The 24,044-nt window shown below is 38.8% G+C and carries 22 protein-coding genes and 1 tRNA gene; 20 read left to right on the top strand and 3 right to left on the bottom strand.

The genetic code is table 11. The features are described from left to right. Positions 1 to 168 precede the first annotated feature (168 nt). The 7 genes from pyrR (at position 169) to H0Z36_RS07610 (ending at position 9,201) form a co-directional block, all read left to right on the top strand. A complete protein-coding gene (pyrR, locus tag H0Z36_RS07640; RefSeq protein ID WP_296865146.1) occupies positions 169 to 720 on the top strand; it encodes a bifunctional pyr operon transcriptional regulator/uracil phosphoribosyltransferase PyrR in 552 nt (183 codons plus the stop codon). Positions 721 to 848: 128 nt separating this feature from the next. Beyond that, entirely contained in the window at positions 849 to 1,790 is a 942-nt protein-coding gene (locus H0Z36_RS07635) for an aspartate carbamoyltransferase catalytic subunit (protein WP_296865145.1), read from the top strand. Beyond that, positions 1,774 to 3,060, top strand: a complete 1,287-nt coding sequence (locus H0Z36_RS07630) for a dihydroorotase (protein ID WP_296865143.1) — start codon at positions 1,774 to 1,776, stop codon at positions 3,058 to 3,060. The genes H0Z36_RS07635 and H0Z36_RS07630 overlap by 17 nt, the downstream gene beginning before the upstream one ends. 34 nt (positions 3,061 to 3,094) lie before the next feature. Further along, positions 3,095 to 4,159: a glutamine-hydrolyzing carbamoyl-phosphate synthase small subunit gene (carA, locus tag H0Z36_RS07625; RefSeq protein WP_296865141.1), complete on the top strand. Its 1,065-nt coding sequence runs from the start codon at positions 3,095 to 3,097 to the stop codon at positions 4,157 to 4,159. 23 nt (positions 4,160 to 4,182) lie between these two features. Continuing rightward, a complete protein-coding gene (carB, locus tag H0Z36_RS07620; protein ID WP_296865139.1) occupies positions 4,183 to 7,392 on the top strand; it encodes a carbamoyl-phosphate synthase large subunit in 3,210 nt (1,069 codons plus the stop codon). A gap of 61 nt (positions 7,393 to 7,453) precedes the next feature. Further along, a complete protein-coding gene (locus tag H0Z36_RS07615) occupies positions 7,454 to 8,230 on the top strand; it encodes a dihydroorotate dehydrogenase electron transfer subunit (RefSeq protein ID WP_296865137.1) in 777 nt (258 codons plus the stop codon). A 23-nt stretch (positions 8,231 to 8,253) separates the two neighbouring features. After that, complete coding sequence (locus H0Z36_RS07610; protein WP_296865135.1) at positions 8,254 to 9,201, top strand: dihydroorotate dehydrogenase; 948 nt, start codon at positions 8,254 to 8,256, stop codon at positions 9,199 to 9,201. A gap of 39 nt (positions 9,202 to 9,240) precedes the next feature. On the opposite strand, the gene H0Z36_RS07605 is transcribed toward H0Z36_RS07610, so the two are convergent. After that, entirely contained in the window at positions 9,241 to 10,542 is a 1,302-nt protein-coding gene (locus H0Z36_RS07605; protein WP_296865133.1) for an acetyl-CoA hydrolase/transferase C-terminal domain-containing protein, read from the bottom strand. A 156-nt stretch (positions 10,543 to 10,698) separates the two neighbouring features. Between H0Z36_RS07605 and pyrF the strand changes: the two genes are divergently transcribed. From pyrF to H0Z36_RS07590, 3 genes are read left to right on the top strand one after another with little or no spacing between them, the layout of a single operon-like run. Further along, entirely contained in the window at positions 10,699 to 11,418 is a 720-nt protein-coding gene (gene pyrF / locus H0Z36_RS07600; protein ID WP_296865131.1) for an orotidine-5'-phosphate decarboxylase, read from the top strand. 2 nt (positions 11,419 to 11,420) lie between these two features. Beyond that, the gene (gene pyrE, locus H0Z36_RS07595) at positions 11,421 to 11,996 is read left to right on the top strand and encodes an orotate phosphoribosyltransferase (protein WP_296865128.1); all 576 of its coding nucleotides are present in this window, start codon (positions 11,421 to 11,423) and stop codon (positions 11,994 to 11,996) included. Between the two features lie 24 nt (positions 11,997 to 12,020). Further along, positions 12,021 to 12,317: a hypothetical protein gene (locus H0Z36_RS07590; RefSeq protein ID WP_296865127.1), complete on the top strand. Its 297-nt coding sequence runs from the start codon at positions 12,021 to 12,023 to the stop codon at positions 12,315 to 12,317. 37 nt (positions 12,318 to 12,354) lie between these two features. On the opposite strand, the gene H0Z36_RS07585 is transcribed toward H0Z36_RS07590, so the two are convergent. After that, on the bottom strand, positions 12,355 to 14,127 hold the full coding sequence (locus tag H0Z36_RS07585; protein WP_296865125.1) for an NFACT RNA binding domain-containing protein: 1,773 nt from the start codon (positions 14,125 to 14,127) through the stop codon (positions 12,355 to 12,357). A 160-nt stretch (positions 14,128 to 14,287) separates the two neighbouring features. Here H0Z36_RS07585 and H0Z36_RS07580 point away from each other — a divergent pair, with 160 nt between their 5' ends. Further along, positions 14,288 to 14,707 (top strand): hypothetical protein, encoded by a 420-nt coding sequence (locus H0Z36_RS07580; RefSeq protein ID WP_296865122.1) that lies wholly within the window; start codon positions 14,288 to 14,290, stop codon positions 14,705 to 14,707. Positions 14,708 to 14,745: 38 nt separating this feature from the next. Here H0Z36_RS07580 and H0Z36_RS07575 read toward each other — a convergent pair whose 3' ends face one another. Then, on the bottom strand, positions 14,746 to 15,183 hold the full coding sequence (locus H0Z36_RS07575; protein WP_296865120.1) for a universal stress protein: 438 nt from the start codon (positions 15,181 to 15,183) through the stop codon (positions 14,746 to 14,748). Positions 15,184 to 15,310: 127 nt separating this feature from the next. On the opposite strand from H0Z36_RS07575, the gene dapB reads away from it, so the two are divergent. The 9 genes from dapB (at position 15,311) to yunB (ending at position 23,910) form a co-directional block, all read left to right on the top strand. Next, positions 15,311 to 16,111: a 4-hydroxy-tetrahydrodipicolinate reductase gene (gene dapB / locus H0Z36_RS07570; RefSeq protein WP_296865118.1), complete on the top strand. Its 801-nt coding sequence runs from the start codon at positions 15,311 to 15,313 to the stop codon at positions 16,109 to 16,111. Between the two features lie 169 nt (positions 16,112 to 16,280). After that, complete coding sequence (gene dpsA / locus H0Z36_RS07565) at positions 16,281 to 17,195, top strand: dipicolinate synthase subunit DpsA (RefSeq protein ID WP_296865116.1); 915 nt, start codon at positions 16,281 to 16,283, stop codon at positions 17,193 to 17,195. An 18-nt stretch (positions 17,196 to 17,213) separates the two neighbouring features. Beyond that, positions 17,214 to 17,825 (top strand): dipicolinate synthase subunit B, encoded by a 612-nt coding sequence (locus H0Z36_RS07560; protein ID WP_296865114.1) that lies wholly within the window; start codon positions 17,214 to 17,216, stop codon positions 17,823 to 17,825. Positions 17,826 to 17,885: 60 nt separating this feature from the next. After that, a complete protein-coding gene (locus H0Z36_RS07555; RefSeq protein WP_296865112.1) occupies positions 17,886 to 18,902 on the top strand; it encodes an aspartate-semialdehyde dehydrogenase in 1,017 nt (338 codons plus the stop codon). Between the two features lie 13 nt (positions 18,903 to 18,915). Beyond that, a complete protein-coding gene (dapG, locus tag H0Z36_RS07550) occupies positions 18,916 to 20,142 on the top strand; it encodes an aspartate kinase (protein ID WP_296865109.1) in 1,227 nt (408 codons plus the stop codon). A gap of 19 nt (positions 20,143 to 20,161) precedes the next feature. Beyond that, positions 20,162 to 21,040, top strand: a complete 879-nt coding sequence (dapA, locus tag H0Z36_RS07545; protein WP_296865107.1) for a 4-hydroxy-tetrahydrodipicolinate synthase — start codon at positions 20,162 to 20,164, stop codon at positions 21,038 to 21,040. A gap of 190 nt (positions 21,041 to 21,230) precedes the next feature. After that, positions 21,231 to 22,895 (top strand): ribonuclease J, encoded by a 1,665-nt coding sequence (locus H0Z36_RS07540; protein WP_296865104.1) that lies wholly within the window; start codon positions 21,231 to 21,233, stop codon positions 22,893 to 22,895. A 122-nt stretch (positions 22,896 to 23,017) separates the two neighbouring features. Then, a tRNA-Gln gene (locus tag H0Z36_RS07535) sits at positions 23,018 to 23,091 on the top strand. A 156-nt stretch (positions 23,092 to 23,247) separates the two neighbouring features. Then, complete coding sequence (gene yunB, locus H0Z36_RS07530) at positions 23,248 to 23,910, top strand: sporulation protein YunB (RefSeq protein WP_296865101.1); 663 nt, start codon at positions 23,248 to 23,250, stop codon at positions 23,908 to 23,910. Positions 23,911 to 24,044 lie beyond the last annotated feature (134 nt).

The following is a 24,044-nucleotide window of genomic DNA, read 5'->3' as shown; positions in this document are numbered from 1 at the left end:
ATCATTCGTTTAGATTGATACCTTTAAGTTGGCTCCGTGAGGCTGACAAGGTAGGCGAAAGTGGAAGTATAACAGTGGATTAATATGGATGATACTTTAAGCCTATTTTTGGTCTCACGCCAAAAATAGGCTTTTTTGCTGATAAAAGCACGAAGGAGGAGCTTCTTTATGAATCTTCGTGAAAAAGCACAGATAATGGATACAGCCGGGATGAAAAGGGCTTTGACCCGTATAGCTCATGAGATAATTGAGCGGAATAAAGGGGTAGAAAATGTAGCTTTAGTAGGGATAAGAAGAAGGGGAGGCCCTTTAGCCGAACGATTAGCAAAGAAGATTGAGGAAATTGAAGGGATCAAGGTTCCGGTAGGAATATTAGATATAACCTTATACAGGGATGATCTGACTACTTTAGCAGCTTATCCTCAGGTCCATCGCACTGAAGTAAATTTTGATGTTAATGAAAAGGTAATAGTTCTGGTAGATGATGTTTTATATACAGGAAGGACAGTAAGAGCAGCAATGGATGCTTTGATTGATTTGGGAAGGCCTCAATGCATTCAGCTGGCTGTTTTAATAGATAGAGGACACCGTGAACTGCCTATTAAGGCAGATTTTGTTGGGAAAAATACCCCTACTTCCAAGTTGGAGATAGTTACGGTTATGGTAGAAGAATATGATGGAAAAGATGGGGTCATAATACAGGAGGTAGTTGATGAATAGATAACCACCCTTTAAAACAGTCCCGTGAGGCTGGTAAGGGCGGCAGGGGAATTCATGCGGTTTTAACATGCCTTTCTTGCCAGTCGGCAGGAAAGGCTTTTTTTATAAGTAAAAGGAGGCAGAAAGAAATGGGTTTTGAAAAACGGAAAGACTTGCTTGGAATTAAGGATTTAAGCCGGGAAGAAATTGAACAGATATTAGATACAGCAGTTCCTATGAAAGATATATTAAAAAGGGATATTAAAAAAGTTCCCACTTTAAGGGGAAAAGCTATGGTCACCGTTTTTTACGAAAACAGCACCCGCACCCGCACTTCTTTTGAAATAGCCGGAAAATATCTGAGTGCGGATACAGTTAATCTGTCGGTATCTACCAGCAGTGTGCAAAAAGGGGAAAGCCTTAAAGATACTATAAGAACCCTTGAGGTCATGGGGTTTGATTTGATGGTAATAAGACATTCGGTAAGCGGAACTCCCCATTATGTAGCAAGAAATACTGGGATTAGAGTAATAAATGCCGGAGATGGCGCTAATGAACATCCAACCCAGGCTTTACTTGATATGTTCAGCATTCGTGAAAAGAAGAAGACTTTAGAAGACTTGAAAGTAGCCATAGTGGGAGATATTTTGCACAGCCGGGTAGCCCGCTCCAATATATATGGCCTTACTAAATTCGGGTGTGAAGTAAGGGTAGTAGGACCTGCTACTTTGATTCCCCCTGAAGTAGAAAAGCTGGGAGTTAAAAGCTACTACAGTTTGGACAAAGCCCTTAAAGGGGTTGATGTGATAAATGTTCTGCGAATTCAAAGGGAAAGGCAGCAAAAGGGTTTATTTCCTTCCCTGGATGAATACTCTGAGCTTTATATGCTGAGGCCGGAACATTTGAAAAAGGCCAAAGAGGATGTTCTGGTATTACATCCAGGTCCTATGAACCGGGGAGTAGAAATATCAAGTGAGGTAGCTGATGGAAGTCAATCAGTGATAGAAGAGCAGGTAACTAACGGAGTAGCAGTCCGGATGGCAATTTTGTATTTGATGATGGGAGGGACTAAAGATGAGATTATTAATTAAAGGCGGCAGGGTAATTGATCCTGCAAATAAAGTAGATAAAGTACTAGACATTTTAGTGGAAAATGATAAAATAGTAGAAACAGGACAGAATATTTATGCAGAAGATTGCATAAATATAGATGCTGAAAATAAACTGGTATGTCCTGGATTTATCGATATTCATGTTCATTTGAGAGAACCGGGTTTTGAATATAAAGAAGATATATATTCAGGAACCAGGGCGGCGGCTGCCGGTGGGTTTACTACCATCTGCTGTATGCCCAATACTGAGCCGGTAGCAGACAATAAGTCGGTGATAAGTTTTATTAAGGAGCAGGCTAGAGATAAAGGGGTAGTCAATGTTTTGCCGATTGGAGCAATAACTAAAAGACAACAGGGACAGGAGCTTGTCGAAATAGCAGAACTTTTTAAAGTAGGTTGTGTGGCTCTCTCAGATGATGGTAGACCCGTGGTAAGGGCAGATATTATGCGCTATGCCTTAGAGTATGCTAAAATGTTTTCCCTTCCTGTTTTGTCTCATTGTGAAGAACCTGCATTATCCCAAGATGGGCAGATGAATGAAGGTTTTTATTCGACTTATTATGGATTAAAGGGCATACCGGCGGCAGCAGAAGAGATTATGGTAGCTAGGGATATAATTTTAGCCAAACTTACCGGGGCTCATGTTCATATATGCCATGTTTCCGCCCGGGGTTCATTAGAGCTTATTCGTCGGGCAAAAGAAGAGGGGATAAAAATAACCTGTGAAGTTACCCCCCATCATCTGACACTTACTGATGAAATAGTAGGCTCTTATGATGCAGATACTAAAGTAAATCCTCCCCTGCGTTCTAAGGAGGATGTTGAGGTTCTGATCAACGCCTTGAGTGAGGGGATTATAGATTGTATAGCGAGTGATCATGCTCCTCACCATAAGGAAGCAAAAGATTGTGAATATAGCGCGGCTGCCTTTGGGATATCAGGATTGGAGACCTCAGTAGCTGTAACGATGAGTCTTGTTCACCAAGGGAAAATAGGTTTATCCGACTGGGTAGCTTTGAATACCATAGGGCCTGCTCAGGTTTTGGGGCTTGATAAAGGTACTCTAAATAAAGGAAGAGCAGCTGATATTACTATAATTGACCCTGAGATGGTAAAGAAGGTTGATCCAACTAAATTCTACTCCAAAGGCAAAAATACTCCATTTAAGGGCATGGAATTTAAAGGCTGGCCCTGGATGACAATAAGAGGAGGAAGGATTGTTTTTGAAGATGGCAAGATAAAGGCATAATTTAAAACCATTTTAAATAGAGGAGTGGAAAACAATGAAAGGATATCTGGTACTGGAAAACGGCAGGGTTTTTGAAGGGAAGCTATTGAATAACTGTTTGATGGCCGGAGGAGAAGTGGTATTTACCACCGCTATGATAAGCTATCAGGATATTATAACTGATCCTTCATATTACGGTCAGATAGTAGTTATGACCTATCCCCTGGTAGGGAATGTAGGTTTGAATGAAAAAAGTTACGCTTCCCGCGGAGCAATGGTTAAAGGGCTGGTTTTAAGAGAGGCTACTGATTTTCCCAGCCATTATGAGATGGAAACTGATCTTATAAGTTTCCTTAATAAGAGTGAAGTTGCGGTTTTGACAGAAGTTGATACCCGTGCGCTTACTAGGGCCATCAGAAAAGAGGGAATTATGGGGGGAGTAATAACTGATAATATTGACCATATGGAATGGCTTAAGGAAAAGGCCAGGAAAGAGGCTTTGGAAGTAAAAGGGGATGTGGTAAGATATGTAACCCGAAAGAATATCATGAAATTTGGTCATGGTAGCAAGAGGGTAGTAATGTTTGACCTGGGAAGTAAAAGGGGGGTAATAGATTCTTTTCTTCGCAGGGGTTGTGAAGTTATTGCTGTGCCGGCTGATACTAACGCAGAAGAAATATTGCACCTTAAGCCGGATGGGGTTTTTATATCTGATGGACCTGGTGATCCTGCTGCTGTGTCTTATGCAATTGGGACATGTAAAGAGATAATAAAGCAGAAACCGGTTTTTGGTATCGGGCTTGGACATCAGATTTTAGCTCTGGCCATGGGAGGTAAAACCGTTAAACTTGATTTTGGACATCGGGGAGGAAATCAGCCGGTTAAGGATTTGAAAACTAATCGGGTTTATATAACTACCCAGAACCATGGCTACAGCATAGATGAAACTTCTTTAGAAGGAACAGGGCTGGAAGTCACCATGCGAAATTTGAATGACAGGACTATCGAAGCTGTAAAACACAAAAGCCTTCCGGTCTTTTCAGTTCAGTTTGATCCAGAAGGATACCCGGGTTACAGTGAAACTGGATTTTTCTTCGATGATTTTATCGCTATGCTTTAATCTAAATAGATGGAGGGGTTAATATGCCGCTTAATAAAAATCTTAAAAAGGTAATGGTTATAGGTTCAGGTCCCATAGTAATAGGGCAGGCTGCAGAATTTGATTATGCCGGTACCCAGGCATGCCGCGCTTTGAAAGAAGAAGGGATTGAAGTAGTTCTTTTAAATACAAACCCGGCTACTATTATGACTGATCTAGATATAGCTGACTATGTGTACTTTGAACCTATTACGGTGGAAACAGTGGAAAGGATAATAGAAAAAGAAAAACCTGATGGAATAATTGCCAATTTAGGTGGACAGACCGGCCTTAATATGGCTCTAGCCTTAGAAAAAGCCGGAGTATATGAAAGAACCGGAGTCCCTCTTTTAGGGATGCACCTAGATGCGATAGCTAGGGCAGAAGACCGGGAATATTTTAAAAAGACTATGCTTGAGATAGGTGAGCCGATTCCCGAAAGCGCTATTGTTCATTCCGTGGATGAAGCATTGGCTTTTGCTGAAGAAATAGGCTATCCCGTCATAGTAAGGCCAGCTTATACCTTAGGGGGAACTGGTGGGGGAACCGCTTATAATGAAGAAGACCTGCACAATATTGCTGCCAAAGGACTTAAAAACAGTCCGATAAATCAGGTTTTAATTGAAAGAAGTGTGGCTGGATATAAGGAAATTGAATTTGAAGTTATGCGGGATGCCAACGATAACTGTATAACCATATGCAGTATGGAAAATGTAGACCCGGTAGGAATTCATACCGGGGACAGCATAGTAGTTGCCCCTGCTCAGACCTTGACTGATGAAGAGTATCAAATGCTGAGGGCTGCTTCTTTAAAAATAATTCGTTCTCTTAAGGTAGTTGGGGGATGTAATATCCAATTTGCTTTGGATCCGTTCAGTAAAAAATACTATGTAATTGAGGTTAATCCGCGGGTAAGCCGTTCCAGTGCTTTAGCTTCTAAAGCCACCGGTTATCCGATTGCTAAAGTTACGACAAAGTTGGCTATAGGTTATACTTTAGATGAAATTCCCAATGCGGTTACAGGTAAGACTACGGCTTGTTTTGAGCCGGCGGTTGATTATGTAGTTCTGAAGGTTCCCCGGTGGCCTTTTGATAAATTTGTTTTTGGGGATCGCCGTTTAGGTACCCAGATGAAAGCAACCGGAGAAGTTATGGCAATTGACCGGAGTTTTGAAGCTGCTTTTCTTAAATCAATCCGTTGCCTTGAAATAGGACTTAATGGACTTATGCTTCCTGAACTTCGAGATATAGATGATGATGCTTTAATTAAAAGGCTGAAAGATGCTGATGATGAGCGGATTTTTATTGTCGCAGAAGCATTCAACCGGGGATTTTCTATAGAGGAGATTTGGAAAATAACCCGCATTGATAAATATTTCCTCAAGAAAATAAAAAATATAATCGATTTCTATGCAGAACTGAAAGAAAAGGAACTTACTTTTGAACTTTTAAAAGAAGCCAAGAAACTGGGCTTTTCCGATGCTGAAATAGCAGAGGTTCAAGGGATAACTGAAGATGAAGTAAGAAAACTTAGAAAAGGATATGGAATTGTTCCAACATATAAGCTGGTGGATACATGTGCAGCTGAATTCGATGCTGTAACACCATATTTCTACTCCTGTTATGAAGAAGAGAATGAAGCTACTCATATTGATGGAGAAAAGGTTCTAGTTCTAGGTTCAGGTCCTATAAGGATTGGTCAGGGAGTGGAATTTGACTACTGTTCGGTGCATGGAGTATGGGCTTTAAGGGAAGAAGGGAAAAAGGCAATAATAATAAATAATAATCCGGAAACTGTGAGTACAGATTTTGATACTTCTGACCGCCTGTATTTTGAGCCACTGGTATATGAGGATGTCATGAATGTTATTGATGGTGAAAATCCTGAAGGAGTAGTAGTGCAGTTTGGCGGGCAGACAGCAATAAATTTGGCAGGTTCTCTTAATCGGGCAGGAGTAAAAATAATAGGAACTCCTTATGACAGCATAGATCGGGCAGAAGACCGCAAGCGTTTTGATCAGATGGTAGAAAAACTGGGTATTCCAAGGCCGCCAGGAAAAACATGCTTTACAGTAGAGGAAGCCTTAGAAACAGCCAAAAATATTGGGTATCCAGTTCTTGTCCGGCCTTCCTATGTGTTGGGAGGGAGAGCCATGGAAATAGTGCACAACGAAGATGAGATTAGGCAGTATATGGCTACGGCAGTGAAAGTTAATCGTGAGCACCCGGTCTTGGTGGATAAATATCTCTTGGGTAAAGAAATTGAGGTTGATGCAGTGTGTGATGGTCAAGATGTCCTGATTCCTGGAATTATGCAGCATATTGAAAGAGCTGGGGTTCATTCAGGCGATAGTATGGCAGTTTTCCCTGCCTTCGATTTGAGTCCAGATATAAAAGAAAAGGTAATAGATTACACGATTAAGCTGGCATTAGAACTGAAGGTCCAAGGGCTTATAAATATTCAGTTTGTTGCATATGATAATGAACTCTATGTTCTAGAGGTAAATCCGCGTTCCAGCCGGACTGTCCCCTTTGTCAGCAAAATTACCGGTATTCCAATGGTTAAACTGGCTACCCGTATTATGTTAGGAAAGAGCCTCAAAGAGCAGGGGTATAAAGGAGGGCTTATCCCTGAGCCTGATTTTTATGCGGTTAAAGTACCGGTATTTTCCTTCAACAAGTTGATAAATGTAGATATTAATCTGGGACCAGAGATGAAGTCTACAGGTGAAGTAATGGGAATAGACAAAGATCTGAACAATGCAATTTATAAAGGACTTTTAGCTGCAGGGGTCAATGTTCCGGAAAAAGGAACTATAGCGGCAACCATTGCAGATAAAGACAAGGCAGAGGCTTTACCAATACTGAAAAGTTTCTATGAAATGGGATTTAAAATTATTGCTACTGAAGGAACTGCTAAAGCCTTAAAAGATTTTGGGGTAGAAGCAGAGACCGTAAAGAAAATGCAGGAAGGGTTTCCTAATATTGTTGACCTGGTAAGGAGCGGCAAGGTTGATTTCGTAGTAAATACTATAACTCAGGCAAGAGGCCCCTTTACTGATGGATTCCATATAAGAAGAGCAGCAGTAGAGCTTAATATTCCATGTCTTACTTCGTTGGATACTTTGAGGGTAGTGGAACAGGTTATAAGAGAAAGGGTTAAGCTGAAAGATATGGAAATTAAATCACTTAATGAATATGTTTTCAAAATGTAAACGGGACGGGGGATGACCTTTCGTCCCTTTTTTTGGAAAATAAAAAATGGAGGAATCTTGTATGTCTTGTATGGAGAACGGATTAGTTATATCGCATAAGAAGCTGGGAAGAGATTTATATGAGATTGAGTTTATAGCGCCGCGTATTGCACCCTGCTGTCAGCCGGGACAGTTTGTGCATGTAAAGACGGGAGGGACTATGGATCCTCTTCTGCGCAGACCTTTAAGCCTTTATGATGTAGATGAAAAGCTTAACAGCATTACTCTCCTGTATAAGGTGGTGGGCAAAGGAACTGAGCTTTTAACTAAAATAAAGGTTAAAGAAAATATAAATGTCATGGGACCTTTAGGAAAAGGATTTTCTTTAGGAGATTATAAAAGTGTTTTGCTGGTAGGAGGAGGAGTTGGAATTGCTCCTTTAATTTACCTGGCCAGGGTTTTAAGGGAGCGGGGATGTAAGGTTACAGTATTATATGGAGCAGCACGGAGTGAAGAGCTGGTTGCCTTTGATAGATTAAGAAGCATTGGTGTAGAGTTAATGTTGGCAACTATGGATGGAAGTGCAGGCTATAAAGGATTGGTAACCGAATTACTTTATGATAAGATAAATCCTCATGATATTGAATTTATTTATACCTGCGGACCTGAACCTATGATGGTGGCGGTAAAAGATTATGCCGATAAATATGGAATAAAAGGGGAGGTATCTTTGGAAGAAAACATGGCCTGCGGCGTAGGAGCGTGTCTGGGATGTGCCCGAAAGCTGAAGCCAGAGGATGATCATTATGTAAAGGTTTGCAAAGATGGGCCGGTTTTTTCTATGGCTGACATCAAGTGATAGGGAAGATAGGAGGTTATAAAGTGACAAGGGCAGAAAATAAGCTTAATGAAAATGATCTGGATATTTCGGTAAATTTAGGCGGCCTTATTCTTAAAAATCCGGTTACAGTGGCATCGGGGACTTTTGGATACGGTATGGAATATGAAGATTTTGTGGATATATCCGAGATCGGTGGTGTGATTGTAAAAGGGACTACTTTAGAGCCGAGAAGCGGAAATCCTATACCCCGTATTGTGGAGACACCGGCAGGGATGCTTAATGCTATTGGCCTTGAGAATCCGGGGATAGATGTTTTTTTGCGCGATTTTTTGCCTTATTTAAAGGAAAAGGGAGTTACGGTTATTGCTAATATTGCCGGCAATACCATCGAAGAATATGCCAGGATAGCTGCTAAAATTGAAAATAGTGAGGGGATTGCTGCTATTGAGCTTAACATCTCCTGTCCTAATGTAAAAAAAGGAGGATTACAGTTTGGCACCAATCCTGATACAGTTAAAGAAGTGGTAGAAGCAGTGAAAAGAGAAACCTCTCTTCCAGTGATACCGAAACTTTCGCCTAATGTTACCGACATAGTAGAAATAGCGAAGGCTGCAAAAGCAGGGGGAGCTGATGCCCTTTCCATGATAAATACTTTAATGGGTATGGCAATAGATATAAAAAATAAAAAGCCGGTTTTGGCGAATATCTTTGGAGGCCTTTCCGGTCCAGCTATAAAGCCAGTAGCTCTGCGCATGATTTATCAGGTGTATAAAGAGGTTACTCTTCCTATTTTAGGTGGGGGAGGGATTTTGGATTATAAAGATGCTTTAGAATTTATTATGGCAGGAGCAACAGCCGTTTCTATTGGGACAGGCAATTTTGTAAATCCCTGCCTGGCTTTAGAGATAGTAGAAGGTATTAAAAAATACATGGTTCAAGAAAATATAAAATCTATAAGTGAGCTGGTCGGAGCAGCAGTTATAAAATAAATGCCAGATAGTTTGTCATCTGGCATTATATAGAAAGATTTAAATCAGGTTCATTTTTCTGGCATGAAACTTAAGCTCATCGCGGAAATTAGGATGAGCGATGGAAATTAAAAGTTCGGCCCTTTGTTTTTGAGATTTGCCGCGCAGGCGGACGGCTCCATATTCAGTTACAATATAGTCAACATCATTGCGCCCTACGGTTACTACTGCGCCAGGCTTTAGACAGGGGACTATTTTGGATACCGTATCGTTTTTGGTAGTTGAAGGCATAGCTAAAATAGCTTTGCCTCCGGGTGATTTAACAGCACCACGGCAGAAGTCTACCTGACCCCCTGAGCCGCTATAATGCATATAACCTAAAGATTCTGAAACACACTGGCCGAATAAGTCGATTTCTAATGTTGCATTTATAGCGATCATTTTATTATTAGCTGCTATTACATTAACATCGTTGGTATAATCAACTGGATGTAGTTCAACAAAGGGATTTTCATGGCAGTACTTATATATTTTGTCGGTTCCTACCAGGGCAGTTCCTATTATTTTACCGGGATGAATAGATTTTTTATGGTTAGTCACTGCTCCACATTCTACCAGGTCTACCATGGCATCGACTAATATTTCGGTATGTAAACCCAGATCTTTTTTGTCTTTTAAAAATTCGGACATAGCCATAGGGATAGCCCCAAATCCCAACTGTATGGTAGAGCCGTCTTCTATAAGTTCAGCGATGTTGGCACCTATTTTTTGCTGAACTTCATTTGGAGGAGTTGAATTAATTTGCGGCATTGGACAGGTGTTTTCAACTATGCAGTCAACTTCAGAAATATGTACAAAGGTGTTGCCATAAGTTTTAGGCATGTTTTTATTGACTTCAAATATGACTGTGCGTGCTCTTTTTATAGCATCAAAGGCATAACAAACTGAGGCTCCCAGGGAAAAATAGCCATGATTATCCATAGGGCTTACGGCTGCAATATATACATCAACCTGAACCAGTTCATCACGCATAAGGTAGCATGCATCGTGAAAGTGTTGAGGTGTATAGTCGGCCCAGCCTTCATTAACTGCCTGACGTGTTTTGCTTCCGGAAAACCAGGAATCGTGACGAACATGTTCTACATTTTCCGGATGTATGTAAGAATAGTTGCGCGTAGGCAGCATTTGCATAACTGTTACATTTCTAAAGGATTTAACATTTTTGCTTATGGCTTCCAAAAGGGCAGGCGGTTCTCCTGCACAAAGTGCACTGTAGATATGATCGCCGTCTTTAATCAGTTTTATGGCTTCTTCGGCTGTAGTAAGTTTTTGTTTGTATTCTGAGTGCCAGCGGTTTATCATTTAATTACCTCCAATATGCTTATTAACAGAAATATTAAAGGATATATAAAATTAATATAGATTGATGTTACAAATATGTAAAGTATATAAAATAAAGAATACATTATACTGGTTAAAATCAAAATTTTTGCAATAAATGTTAAGGAGGTTTAAAAATTGCAAGCTAAAGACAGGATTATTTTGGCCCTTGATGTTGGGACAAGAGAGGAAGCCTTAGATTTAGTCAGGAAATTAAAAGATTATGTAGGAGCATTTAAAGTAGGGATGCAGCTTTTTAATAGCACCGGTCCTGAAATTGTAAAAACGATAAATGAACTGGGGGGAAAGGTCTTTGTAGACTTGAAATTTCATGATATTCCCAACACCGTGGCAGAAGCTGGTAAGGTTATGACCCGCTTAGGTTGTTATATGTTTAATCTTCATGCTGCAGGCGGAAGGGAGATGATGAAAAAAGTAGCCGGGGAAGTGGAAAAAGAAGCAGCAAGATTAAGTATAAGTGCGCCAATAACCTTGGCAGTTACAGTCCTTACCAGCATATCTCAGGAAGAACTAGAAAATGATATGCTTATTGCAGGACTGAAAGTGGAAGAAGTAGCCCTTAAATGGGCGGTTATGGCTAAAGAATGCGGCATGAAAGGGGTAGTATGTTCACCGCATGAGATTAAAGCGGTGCGGGCTGCCTGTGGTCCGGATTTTAAAATAGTAACACCGGGAATACGCCCTTTATGGTCAGAAAAAAATGACCAGAAAAGAATAACTACTCCTAAACAAGCTTTAGAACTGGGTGCAGATTATATGGTTATAGGAAGGCCTATAACCAAAGCAGATAATCCTAAGAAAGCAGCAGAAAAAATAATTGAAGAATTGGAGGGTTAAATATGTTAAGCCATGAGGAAGCGGTAAAAATATTTATAGATGCAAAAGCCTTGCTAAATGGACATTTTATTCTCACTTCTGGCCGGCACAGCGACCAGTATATGCAATGTGCTTTGGTTTTGCAGTATCCTCTTTATACAGAAAAACTTGCCAAACATATCGCAGAAAAATTTGCCGATGAAAAAATTGATTTAGTAATTGGACCTGCAATGGGGGGAATTATAGTTGCCTATGAAGTAGCAAGACAAATGGGGGTTCCTGGTATTTTTACCGAAAGAAAAGATGGAGTTATGCAGCTTAGAAGAGGATTTGAAATAAAGCCGGGACAAAGGGTTTTAGTGGTGGAAGATGTAGTGACTACAGGAGGATCTGTAAAAGAAGTAATTGAAGTTGTGAAAGAATATAAAGGGATTGTAGCCGGAGTAGGGGTATTAGTGGATCGAAGCGGAGGCAGTGTTGACTTTGGAGTTAGAAAAGAGGCGGTGCTTACTATGAATATTCAGTCATGGGAAGCTTCTGATTGTCCTTTATGTGCTGAAGGAAAAATCCCTGCAATTAAGCCAGGAAGCCGCAATTAATAATATGAGAAAGGGAGAGGGAGTTTGCGGTTTTTTTTAAATGGGCAGGAAATGGAATTTGTTGAAGGCGGATATGAATATGTTTTCTTAAAGCCTTATAAGCGCTGTGTTCATGATAAGGTAGTAAGAAGTAATGGAGAGCTTTATATACAGCTTTACGATAACGGGGTACAGATAAGAACCCTTATAACTAAGGAAGAGATTACTACCCTTATTAATCGGGATATAGCGATTGATCACGTAAACCGCAAGATTTATATTCTAGAAAAAGATAGCAAAATAATAAGGCATGATGATGGTTCAGTTGAAATTCTAAAATAAATGAAATAAGGTATGGGTTAGAAACCATACCTTATTTTTATAAACTGTTATTTAAAAGTTTTTTTATTCTTTCATCCTGAGGATTAGCCATTATGGTCCAGTAGTTTTCGTAGACAACCATTCCCGGTTTGGCACCTGCTGGTTTTTTAACATTAATACGGAAGGTATAATCTACTGGAACTTTATCTGCTTCTTTAGCTTTGCTGTAGTAGGCCGCCAAGGCAGCAGCTTCTTCTAAAGTTGAATCAGGAACATCGTGAATAGATTTTATCTTAGGCGGAAGTTTTACTATTACATGGGTTCCAGGTATATCTTTGGTATGCAGCCAAAGGTCATTTTTATCTGCCTGTTTTAAAGTTAGTATGTCGTTTTGCCTGTTGTTGCGCCCCACTAATATTTCTAATCCATCCGAGGAAATAAATCGGCGTGGGCTACTTTTTGTTTTTGATTTATTTCTTTTATTTTTATCCTTGATATACCCTTCTTTTTCGATTTCTTCTATTATTTCTTCAAGTTCTTCTAGGTTTTCAGCTTCTCTTATAGCAACTGCCACTGATTCTAGATAATCAATTTCTTCCTGGTTAGCTTTAATCAGGCTTTCCAAGTGTTTAAGGGCATTGCGGCTTTTATTGTAGATTTTAAAGTATCTTTGCGCATTTTGCACAGGGGTATAGCGAGGATCAAGTTCGATTTCAACTTTTTCTCCGGTATAGAAATCCTCTAATACGGCTTTAGTATCTCCTTTTTTATATTTGTGGGCATATGCGGTTAAAAGTTCTCCCCATTCTTTATATTTTTTATTTTTTTCGGCTTTGCGCTGATCGGCTTCTAAGTGTTCCTGTTTTTTATAACATTTATTAAGATATTCTTTCAGATTTCTAAGAAGGTTAGTTTTTATTGATTCTAATCTTAGTCTGTTCATTTTTTCTTTAAAAAACGCATCACAGGCTGAATTCATAGAATCAAAAAATTCATGCCTGTCTGTGGGGAGAGAATTCAGTTTAAACGGGGCAAAATCAACCGGCTTATTATTCTTATATATTACTATTGGAGCGCAGTTTTTAGCAGCTATGCTGCTTATGATGTCCTGTATTTTGCTGTATATTTTAGTTAATTCGTATTCACCGCACTCTTCAGCAGGCATATCAGGATTAATGCCTGCATTTATACATATTTCTTCAGCTGATTTTGGACTTATTCCGGAGTAGGTATTGAAAATAGCGTTAGCTATGTTTTTTTCACTGTTTTTCCAGATAAATTTAACAAAATCATCAAATGAAGTTTCTAAAGGATTTAATTTATCCTGGGAAGGAGGTTTTATATATTCCTTGCCTGGCAGCACTTCCCGATAGGAACTGACATCACTGCCGTATTTTTTTATTGCATCTATTATTATGTTATTTTCAGGGTTTACAAGTATTATGTTGGAGTGTTTTCCCATAAATTCACAGATTAAAGTTTTAGTTTTCCATTCCCTAAAGTCATCTAAAGCTTCAATATCTATGTGCACTATGCGCTCAAAGTCGACCTGTTTTATGGTTTTAATTTTGCCACCTTCCAGGTATTTGCGCAAAAGCATGCAGAAACTGGGAGGAAGAGAAGGATTTTCTTTTTTTTCTGTACTGAGGTGCATCCGAGCCCATTGAGCATTAGATGAAATTAGAAGCTTGCAGGTTGCTCCTCTGTATTTTCTTAATATAAGAATGACTTCATCTTTTTCCGGTTGATAAATTTTGTCGATTCGAGCATCTAACAGTTCTTCATTTAATTCAGAACAGATAGCTTTTATAGTAAAACCATCAAAAGGCATGTTAACTCCTCCTTGTCATCAAAAGTATAGCATTTATTTTTATATAGGGACAAGGGAAGGATTTAACGCCTGAGATGTGTAAGACTTAAAATGAAAAAAGGAATATTTTTTTGGACGGCGAACTAAAACTAGGAAAAAGATTAAATTGAGGTTGGGCGAAATGATGGTAGAAAGTTTTTATAAAAATATTTTGGATAAGGTATTAATTATAGAAAAGGCTAAAAAAGATTTGAGCCGACAAATTTTGCTTTCTAAAGGGGGGAAAAAGCGGCTGAATTTTATAAGACAATTTTTACAGTATGAAGTCGATAAACATGAGTTGTTTGAACATGCGGCTGTTGTAGCCATAAACAATAAGGATGCTAAAGTTCTAAAGGATATATCACTTTTGTATATGGTTGATGATGAAGAAAAGGTTTTATCAGTGATAAGGTCGGAAATTGGCATAAATAGAAGATTTATGGAAAATGTGAAAAAAGTTATAAGTTATCCGCAGTTTGCCAGTTTTACTGAACGAAGACTGGTGAAAGAAATAGAAAAATATGTTATTGAAAAAGCTAAACTTTATAACAGTATGTGAAAAAAAAGAGCTTTTGAAAAAGCTCTCAAGACAAGGTTTTATTTAATTACAAGTACCGGTATACTTACTAGACGGGTAACTTTATCGGTAACGCTGCCAAAGGCTAATTCCTGAAATTTGTTAAGCCGGCGGCTACCCATTATTATAAGGTCGAATTGGCCGTCATTTTCAATTAAATCCAGAATCAGTGCAGCAGGATCACCGCCTGCTTTTTTTACTGTACAGGGAATATTATTTTCGGACAGGATTTTTTCATATTTTTCTAGAATTTTAAGGGATTCAGCCCGCAGTTCATCTAGTTTTTCGGAACTGTGCAGTTTTGTGATGTCTACATTACCTGTGTTGTAAACATTGAATAACACCAAATTTTCTATTATTCCAGCTTGATATAGTTCGATAGCCTTTTGCACTGCGTTTTCTGATTGGGGGGAATCATCTACCGGGAGTAAAACCTTGTGAAAAATAGACTGATTCAATAATAATTCCTCCTTTGCTTCTAAAAAACTTTAACAAGGATTTTTTGTATACAATTATATCAAACCTTGACTACACTAGCAAAATAATATAAAACTATTTTTTAAGAAGAACTGGAGGTATAGAATTATGGAAAAAAAAATAAGGGTAATAGTGACAGGAGCATTGGGTAAAATGGGACGCGAAACCTTAAAAGCGGTCGCCGCTGATGAGGAACTTGAGTTGGTTGGGGCTGTTGATATAAAATTTGCTGAGCACAATTTCAGTAATGATGCGGAATTGCTTGGTTTGAACATTCCCTTCTCTTCAAATTTAGAAGAGCTGATTCAGGAAGTAAAACCTGATGTGATGGTTGATTTTACCAATCCCGGGGCTGTATTTAATAATGTAAAGACAGCTCTTAGAAATAAAGTTACCTGTGTAGTGGGAACTACCGGTTTGAAGGATATAGAGCTTGAGCAGCTTGAAAAGTTGGCATATCAAAATGAAAGAGGAATCGCAGTTATTCCGAATTTTGCTATTGGTGCTGTTTTAATGATGAAATTTGCATCAGAGGCAGCTAAGTATTTCCCGAATGTTGAGATAATAGAACTACACCATGACCAAAAAATGGATGCCCCATCTGGGACAGCTATAAAAACAGCGGAGATGATTAATGAAAAATTAGGGATGAATCCTCCGCGCAATTTGAAGGAATTCGAAAAAATACCGGGTTGTCGTGGAGGAAATGTAGGACAGGTGAAAATTCACAGTGTAAGGCTTCCGGGCTTTGTTGCTCATCAAGAAGTCATATTTGGGGGAATAGGTCAAAGCCTTACTATCAGGCATGACTCTTTCGACCGGGCAGGTTTTATGCCAGGTGTAGTAATGGTAATAAAGAAAATAGCAGATAAAACCGGATTGGTTTATGGTATGGAGAATTTGCTTTAAGAGGTAAGGAAAGAGAGTCAGGAGGCTTTTTCCTGGCTTTTTTTAGTTTTGAACCCTTTAAGCCTGAATTCTTCTGGCGGGCTGCTTAAGACAAGCACCAGTTCTAATATATATACATATAGTACTATTAATTGTAGCCATAAAAAGACCCAAAAGGGGGATTAAAGTTGTGAGTTCAGTACTTTCCGGAATAAAGATTGCTGTACTGGGGGGAGATGACCGCGAACTTATATTAATATCTGAATTGGTTAGAATGGGGGCTACATTAGTAGTAGCAGGTTTTCCAAAGGAAAAAGTAGGGCATGGTGCTTTTGTAGTCAAGAGTGTAGAGGAAGCTTGCAAGGATGCAGAAGTAGTTATTCTCCCTTTACCTGGTACTGATAATCAGGGGGTTATACGGGCAGTATATGCGGAAGAGAAGCTTGTATTAACCGAGAAAGCCATAGCCAAACTCGCACCTGATGCATTAGTTATAATAGGATCGGCGCGTCAATATCTTAAAGATTGGGCTGAAAGATATAATTTTAATTTATCGGAAGTAATTGAGATGGATGAACTAGCAATTTTAAACTCTATACCTACAGCTGAAGGTGCAGTACAGATTGCTATGGAGGAAACTCCTATAACTATTCACGGCAGTAGAACCTGCGTTATAGGTTTTGGCAGGGTAGGAGTTACATTAGCCCGAGTTTTAAAGGCATTAGGTTCTGATGTAACGGTAATTGCACGTGATGAAGGGCAGCAGGCCAGGGCATATGAGATGGGATGTATAAGGGCAGGTTTTAGTGATTTAAGGGATGTTCTAAGTCATACAGATATATGTTTTAATACTGTTCCTGCTCTGGTTTTGACTAAAGATGTATTGAATTATGCTAACCCTGATATGGTAATAATCGATTTAGCTACCCAGCCAGGTGGTACTGATTTTGAGGCAGCAAATATGTTTGGTTTAAAAGCTATTCTTGCGCCAGGACTTCCAGGAAAAGTTGCTCCTGTTACTGCAGGGAAAATTTTAGCGGATTTTATTCCCCGGCTTATTATTAAGGAGTTGTCTAAAGTGGATAATGGTTTTTTGGGTAATTAAAAGGGAGGTTTTTGTAGGGTGCAAGAAGTCAAACCGGCCAGGCTTAAAGGGATAAAAGTTGGGGTGGTTATTACCGGTTCTCATTGTACGGCGGGAGAAGTAATTCCGCAAATTAAAGCTTTAAAGGAAGAAGGAGCAGAAATTTATTCGATTTTTTCGTATACAGTAGATGAAACTGATAACAGATTTTACAAGGTAAAGGATTTAAAACAGCAAATAAAGGAAATAACCGAGCATCAAATAATTAATACTATAGTAGGAGCTGAACCTATAGGACCAAAAAAGCTTTTAGATATTATAGTGGTAGCACCAGCTACCGGCAATACCATAGCCAAATTGGCTAATGGAATAGTTGACACTCCTGCTTTGATGGCAATCAAGGCTCAACTGCGTAATCAGAGACCGGTAGTAATTGCTATATCTACTAATGATGCTTTAGGAATTAATGCTAGGAATATAGGAATGCTTCTTAATATGAAAAATATTTACTTTGTACCGTTTAGGCAGGATAATCCAGTAGAAAAATCCAATTCTCTAGTAGCCCAAATGGATAAGATTGTGGATACGGTTCTTTTGGCTTTAGAAGGAAAGCAGATCCAGCCGGTGCTTTTAGGTCCGGCTAATTCTTGAGGCAGCGCAAGCTGTTATGTTAGAATAGCAATTAGATAATTTTTACAGGAGGTAATTTAAGTGGCAAAAGGAATAACATTGGCGGTAGTGGGTGCTACAGGAGCTGTAGGGCAGGAAATGATAAAAGTTCTTGCAGAGCGGGATTTTGAGATAAACGAACTTATATGTTTAGCTGATCCGCGTGAAGAAGGAACCAAGCTTAAATATAAAGATGAAGTTGTTACAGTTCAAAAAGTAAGCGAAGAAGCTTTTAAAAAGGCAGATATCGCTTTGTTTGCGGTAGGATCAGATGTCAGCAGAGAAATCGCTCCTTTAGCAGTTAAAAATAATTGTGTGGTTATAGACAACAGTTATGCTTTCCGGTTGGAAAAAGGAGTACCTTTAGTAGTTCCAGAAGTAAATGCTGAAGATATTAAAGAGCACAAAGGAATTATAGCTAATCCAAACTGTTCTACGATAATCATGACAGTTGCCATTAATCCTATTCATAAAAAATATGGACTTAAAAGGGTTGTAGTTTCTACTTATCAAGCGGTATCTGGAGCAGGGATTGCGGGTATACATGAACTTGATGAGCATATTAAAGCTTATATGAATGGAGAAGAGATAAAACCTTCTGTTTTTCAATATCCAATTGCTTTTAACCTTATTCCGCATATAGATGTATTTGTGGATCATGATTATACCAGAGAAGAAATGAAGATGGTCTGGGAAACCCGTAAAATAATGCATATGCCTGATTTAAAAATTGCGGCGACAGCAGTAAGAGTACCTGTATATCGGAGCCATTCTGAGTCTATTAATTTAGAAACAGAAAAGTCTATATCACCCGAAGGTGTTCGCGAAATTTTGTCGAAAGCTCCTGGCATAGTAGTTCAGGATAATCCAGAGCAGAAGCTTTATCCTATGCCCCTTTATACATCAGATAAGGATGAAGTTTTTGTAGGAAGAATAAGAAAAGATATTTCGGCGGATAACGGTATTGCTATGTGGGTAGTAGGGGACCAGATCCGCAAAGGAGCGGCTACCAATGCTATCCAGATAGCTGAGATTGTTGTTGAGAACAGCCTTTATTAAGAGGTGTTATATTTTGAGAATAATTGTTCAGAAGTTCGGAGGAACTTCTCTTGCTACTCTCGAATTGAGAACGAGGGTTTGTGAAATAATAACCTCTGCTAAAAAGGATGATATTGCAGTAGTAGTGGTAGTATCAGCTATGGGACGTGAAAAAGCCCCTTATGCTACTGATACTTTGATAAATATGGTTAAAGAAGTAAATCCTAAGCCTAGTCCAAGAGAATTAGATTTAATAATGTCATGCGGGGAAATTATTTCCGGGGTCTTGCTTGTAAGTCAGCTTAGTGCCCGGGGTTTTGAGGCGCGTTTTTTTACTGGACAGCAGGCAGGCATTATTACTGACAGTAATCATGGCAATGCCCATATACTTTATGTTAATCCCAAGAACATCTTAGAGGTTTTGAGCAGAGGCATAATACCTGTGGTAGCTGGGTTTCAAGGAGTAGATGAAAGAGGTGAAATTACCACTTTGGGAAGGGGGGGGAGTGACACTACAGCGGCTACTTTGGGTGTGGCCCTGAATGCGGAAGTTATAGATATTTTTACTGATGTAGAGGGAGTTATGACTGCTGACCCGCGTATAGTCGAGAATGCAAGGCTCCTTGATGCTATAACATATAATGAAATTTGTCAGTTAGCAAGAGAAGGAGCTAAGGTTATTCATCCCCGTGCAGTTGAAATTGCTATGCAAAGGGGAATACCCATGCGGGTTAGGTCAACTTTCAGTGAAAATACTGGTACTTTGGTTACCAATACGACTTCAGGTACTTTAGATACAATAAGGCTTATAAGTGATAACCTGATAACTGGAGTTACCCATACCTCCAATATTTCACAATTTAGAATTAATATCAGTGATGTAGAAGATAAAAAAGGTTGTGAACTTAAGGTATTTAAAGCTTTGGCTTTAGCCGGAATAAGTGTTGATTTCATAAATATTCAACCAGAGGTTATTTTATTCACTGTTCAGGCTGAAAATACTATCCGTGCGGTAGAAGTTCTAAGGAAAATAGGGATTTATCCGGATGTAGAGATGAACTGTGCTAAGGTAGCAGTAGTAGGAGCGGCTATGACTGGTATACCTGGAGTTATGGCTAAAGTAGTAGAGGCTTTAACTGAAAATGAGATTCCTATTTTGCAGTCGGGTGACTCGTATACTAACATATGGTGTCTGGTAAAAAGAGAACACATGGAGAAAGCAGTTAAGGTGCTGCATGATAAGTTTGAATTAGGCAAATAAGAAAGATGGTGGTGATAATATGTCGGCTCCTAGATTGATGACAGCGATGATCACTCCTTATGATGAAAATCTTGAGGTGAATTATACGAAGGCAGCTGAATTAGCCAAATATTTGGCAGATAACGGCAGTGAAGGCATTGTAGTTAGCGGTACTACCGGAGAATCTCCGGTACTTACTACTGAAGAAAAACTTCAGCTGCTTAAAGTAGTGAAAGGCGCAGTAGGTGACCGGATAAAGGTATGGCTGGGAACCGGTTCAAACAATACAAGACAGTCAGTGATTTTGAGCCAAGAGGCTGAAAAAAATGGGGCAGATGGGGTTATGTTGGTTTGCCCATATTATAATAAACCTACCCAGGAAGGACTTTATCAGCATTTTAAAACTATTGCTGAAAGCGTATCCATTCCGGTTATGCTCTATAATGTACCGGGAAGAACAAGTTCTAATCTTCTTCCGGAAACTGCTGCGAGGCTTGCTGCGATAGAAAATATTGTTGCAATAAAGGAAGCGAGCGGAGATTTAGACCAGGTTTCTAAACTTATAAGGCTTTTACCTGAAAGGGTTTTAATTTATTCGGGAGACGACTCTTTAACTTTACCAATAATGTCCTTGGGTGGATATGGAGTAATAAGTATTGCTTCTCATTTAGTGGGAAATGATATAAAGGAAATGATATATGCATTTGTTAATGGAGATGTAAAAAAGGCAACAAAACTTCATCTTTATCTATTTCCTATGTTTAAAGGATTATTTGTGACTACCAATCCGATTCCTTTAAAAGAGGCATTGAATATAAAAGGAATGCAGGTAGGTGGGTTCAGGCTGCCTCTTACTGAAGCGGGAGAAAAAGAGAAGCAATTTTTGCAAGAACTTTTGAAAGAATATAAATTGATTTAAATTTTAAAATTTAAATGCTTTTGTTGAAAATTAGTAGATAGATTTTTAAATCTATCACTAATTTTTGTTGTTATATATTGGGGAATTATGTATTTTTAATATTACCGAGTTGTACTTAAAAAATGATTGATATATAATTATTTGAGTGGGTACAGGGCGGTTTGAAAATTGGACAAAAGGAGGTGAAGATGTGCCGGATAATGATGCGCGACTACACATAATTCCTCTGGGCGGCTTAGGGGAAATTGGAAAAAACATGCTGGCTATCCGTTATCAGAACAGCATAATTGTTATTGATGCTGGTCTTATGTTCCCTGAAGAAGAACTTTTGGGGATAGATGTAGTTATTCCGGATATAACTTATTTGCTGGAAAATCGCGAAAAGGTCAAAGCTATAATAATAACCCACGGACATGAAGATCATGTAGGTGCTCTGCCATATGTTTTGAAAGAGTTGAATGTCCCGGTTTATGGCAGCAGGCTTACTCTGGGTATAATAGAAGGAAAACTTAAGGATCATTGCCTTGATAATGTAAAACTCCATCTTGTTAACCCGCGGGATAAAGTAGATATTGATGATTTTACTGTGGAGTTTTTCCGGGTAAGTCATAGTATTCCAGATGCTTTAGGGGTTGCAGTACATACCCCTTTAGGAATAATTTTGCATACCGGTGATATTAAGCTGGATCAAACACCGGTTGATGGACAAGTTGTAGATTTTAGGAAACTGGCGGAGCTTGGGGAAAAAGGTGTCTTGGTTATGCTGGGGGATAGCACTAATGCTGACAAAACAGGGTTTACCATGTCGGAAAAGGTAGTAGGAAATACCTTTGATGAACTGTTTGGCAGATGCGAAGGTCGTATTATTGTTACTACCTTTGCTTCTAATGTACACCGGATACAGCAGGTTGTTACTACTGCTGCCAAATATGGCCGCAAAGTAAGTATAATAGGGCGGAGCATGGTTAACAATGTTGAAATAGCCCAGCGGTTAGGGTACATGAATATTCCGGATGGAATAATGATTGAGATGGAAGATATAGATAAGTATCCCCCACATGAAATAGCTATTGTTACAACAGGATCCCAGGGAGAACCTATGTCGGCTTTGACGCGGATAGCAACAGCAGATCATCGCTGGGTAGGAATAAGGCCTGGAGATACGGTGATTATTTCAGCTACTCCTATACCGGGTAATGAAAAACTGGTTGCCAAAACGGTTGACCTTCTTTTCAGGCAGGGTGCAGAAGTGATATATGAGCGGGGAATGGGTGTACATGTTTCCGGTCATGCTGCGCAAGAAGAGTTAAAAATACTTATAAATCTTATAAGACCAAGATATTTTATCCCGGTGCACGGAGAGTATCGCCATTTAATGAAACATGCGAAATTGGCAGAAAGCCTTGGTATACCCCGTAATCGCATTTTTGTAGTTGAAAATGGCAATATAATCGAAATAGGAAGAAAAAAGGCATCTATTGCAGGTAAAGTACCTGCAGGTAAAGTTTTAGTTGATGGCTTGGGAGTGGGAGATGTAGGTAACATTGTCCTCAGAGATAGAAAACAGTTGGCTCAAGATGGGATAATGATCGTAGTAGTTACTATAAATCGCGATCAGGGACAGGTTGTAGCAGGACCTGATATTGTTACGCGTGGATTTGTTTATGTTCGTGAATCTGAAGAATTGATTGAAGATGCTAAAGCAAAAGTTAAAGAGGCTTTAGATATCTGTGAAAAACATAATATCACCGAGTGGGCAGTTATAAAGGCTCAAATACGAGATAAACTTGGTAAAATTTTATTTGAAAAAACAGGCCGCCGCCCCATGATACTGCCTATAATTATGGAAATCTGATCAAAAATTAATTCCCTTAATTGTCAAAAAGATTAAGGGAATTTTTTTAAATCTCTTTGACAATTAATTTTATATGTATTATAATAATCAACGCGAGATAAATGAATACAGATTTGCTTTGCAGCCGGATGGTGTAGTGGTAGCACAACTGACTCTGGATCAGTTGGCCAGGGTTCGAATCCTTGTCCGGCTGCCATATTATTTTCCATATTATTTTGAGGGATATAAAATTCAAATTTGGATAAAGTAGAGCCGAAACTTTTGAAGTTTCGGCTTTTTGTATTTTGAGTATAAATTAAGTGTTCACCTAATGAGGCTATTTTTCATATATATTTATTATGGGGGTGAGGAAATGATAAATATTCGAACACGAAGACATGGCAAAGGATCTATCTTTATCTTTTCGTTATTTATTATAATATTACTTTTTGTATATATAGATTTAAGAATACAGGCAAGTTTGCTTGAAATTGCTAAATCAGAGGCACAGATAAAAGGGATAGAGAGAATTAATAAAATAGTAAATGAAAAAGTTGTGTCAAAAGTAGAGTATACGGATATTGTAATAGTTCATAAAGATGATAAGGGACATATTGTTTTGCTGCAGCCTAATACGATAATGCTTAACAAAATAATGACTGGAACAGTAGTAGAAATAACTAAATCATTAGATAACGTGCAAGAAGAATATATAGCCATACCACTAGGACAGCTTTCAGGGTTAAAAGTCCTGGCAGCAGCGGGTCCAAAATTAAATGTTCATATTATTCCAACCGGACAAATTAATGTAGAAGTTTTAAATAAATTTGAACAGGCAGGCATAAATCAAACACGCCATTTGATTTATTTTCAAATCAATCATACTCTTAAAATAGCAGTACCGTTCATGAATGAGGAAATAAAAGTGTCGAGTACTATTCCTTTGGCAGAAACCATAATAGTAGGGGATGTGCCCAAGACTTATGTCGATTTTAAGGGCGAAAATCAGAGCTTATATCCTTTTATAAAAGACTAAGATTTATTTCAGGCTTGTATTGGTGTTGATTACATTAAAACCGTATTTGAAAAGAGTAGGTTCGAAAAATATATATAAAGCGAAAAAAATGTTAAAAAATCTGTTGACAATAAGCGAGGCAGGTGGTATTATAA

The organism is Thermosyntropha sp. (genome assembly GCF_017656155.1).
Lineage (GTDB): Bacteria > Bacillota > Syntrophomonadia > Syntrophomonadales > Syntrophomonadaceae > Thermosyntropha.
The sequence above is the reverse complement of the archived record's forward strand: the minus strand, read 5'-3'. Positions and strand labels throughout refer to the sequence as shown.

What these genes read in the sequence shown, in the direction of transcription:
- carA (WP_296865141.1), top strand. Translation starts at nt 3,095, where the DNA reads ATGAAAGGATATCTGGTACTGGAAAACGGCAGGGTTTTTGAAGGGAAG.
- H0Z36_RS07635 (WP_296865145.1), top strand. Translation starts at nt 849, where the DNA reads ATGGGTTTTGAAAAACGGAAAGACTTGCTTGGAATTAAGGATTTAAGC.
- pyrR (WP_296865146.1), top strand. Translation starts at nt 169, where the DNA reads ATGAATCTTCGTGAAAAAGCACAGATAATGGATACAGCCGGGATGAAA.
- H0Z36_RS07585 (WP_296865125.1), bottom strand. Translation starts at nt 14,127, where the DNA reads ATGCCTTTTGATGGTTTTACTATAAAAGCTATCTGTTCTGAATTAAAT.
- H0Z36_RS07615 (WP_296865137.1), top strand. Translation starts at nt 7,454, where the DNA reads ATGTCTTGTATGGAGAACGGATTAGTTATATCGCATAAGAAGCTGGGA.
- H0Z36_RS07605 (WP_296865133.1), bottom strand. Translation starts at nt 10,542, where the DNA reads ATGATAAACCGCTGGCACTCAGAATACAAACAAAAACTTACTACAGCC.
- yunB (WP_296865101.1), top strand. Translation starts at nt 23,248, where the DNA reads ATGATAAATATTCGAACACGAAGACATGGCAAAGGATCTATCTTTATC.
- H0Z36_RS07580 (WP_296865122.1), top strand. Translation starts at nt 14,288, where the DNA reads ATGATGGTAGAAAGTTTTTATAAAAATATTTTGGATAAGGTATTAATT.
- dapA (WP_296865107.1), top strand. Translation starts at nt 20,162, where the DNA reads ATGTCGGCTCCTAGATTGATGACAGCGATGATCACTCCTTATGATGAA.
- dapB (WP_296865118.1), top strand. Translation starts at nt 15,311, where the DNA reads ATGGAAAAAAAAATAAGGGTAATAGTGACAGGAGCATTGGGTAAAATG.
- pyrE (WP_296865128.1), top strand. Translation starts at nt 11,421, where the DNA reads ATGTTAAGCCATGAGGAAGCGGTAAAAATATTTATAGATGCAAAAGCC.
- H0Z36_RS07630 (WP_296865143.1), top strand. Translation starts at nt 1,774, where the DNA reads ATGAGATTATTAATTAAAGGCGGCAGGGTAATTGATCCTGCAAATAAA.
- carB (WP_296865139.1), top strand. Translation starts at nt 4,183, where the DNA reads ATGCCGCTTAATAAAAATCTTAAAAAGGTAATGGTTATAGGTTCAGGT.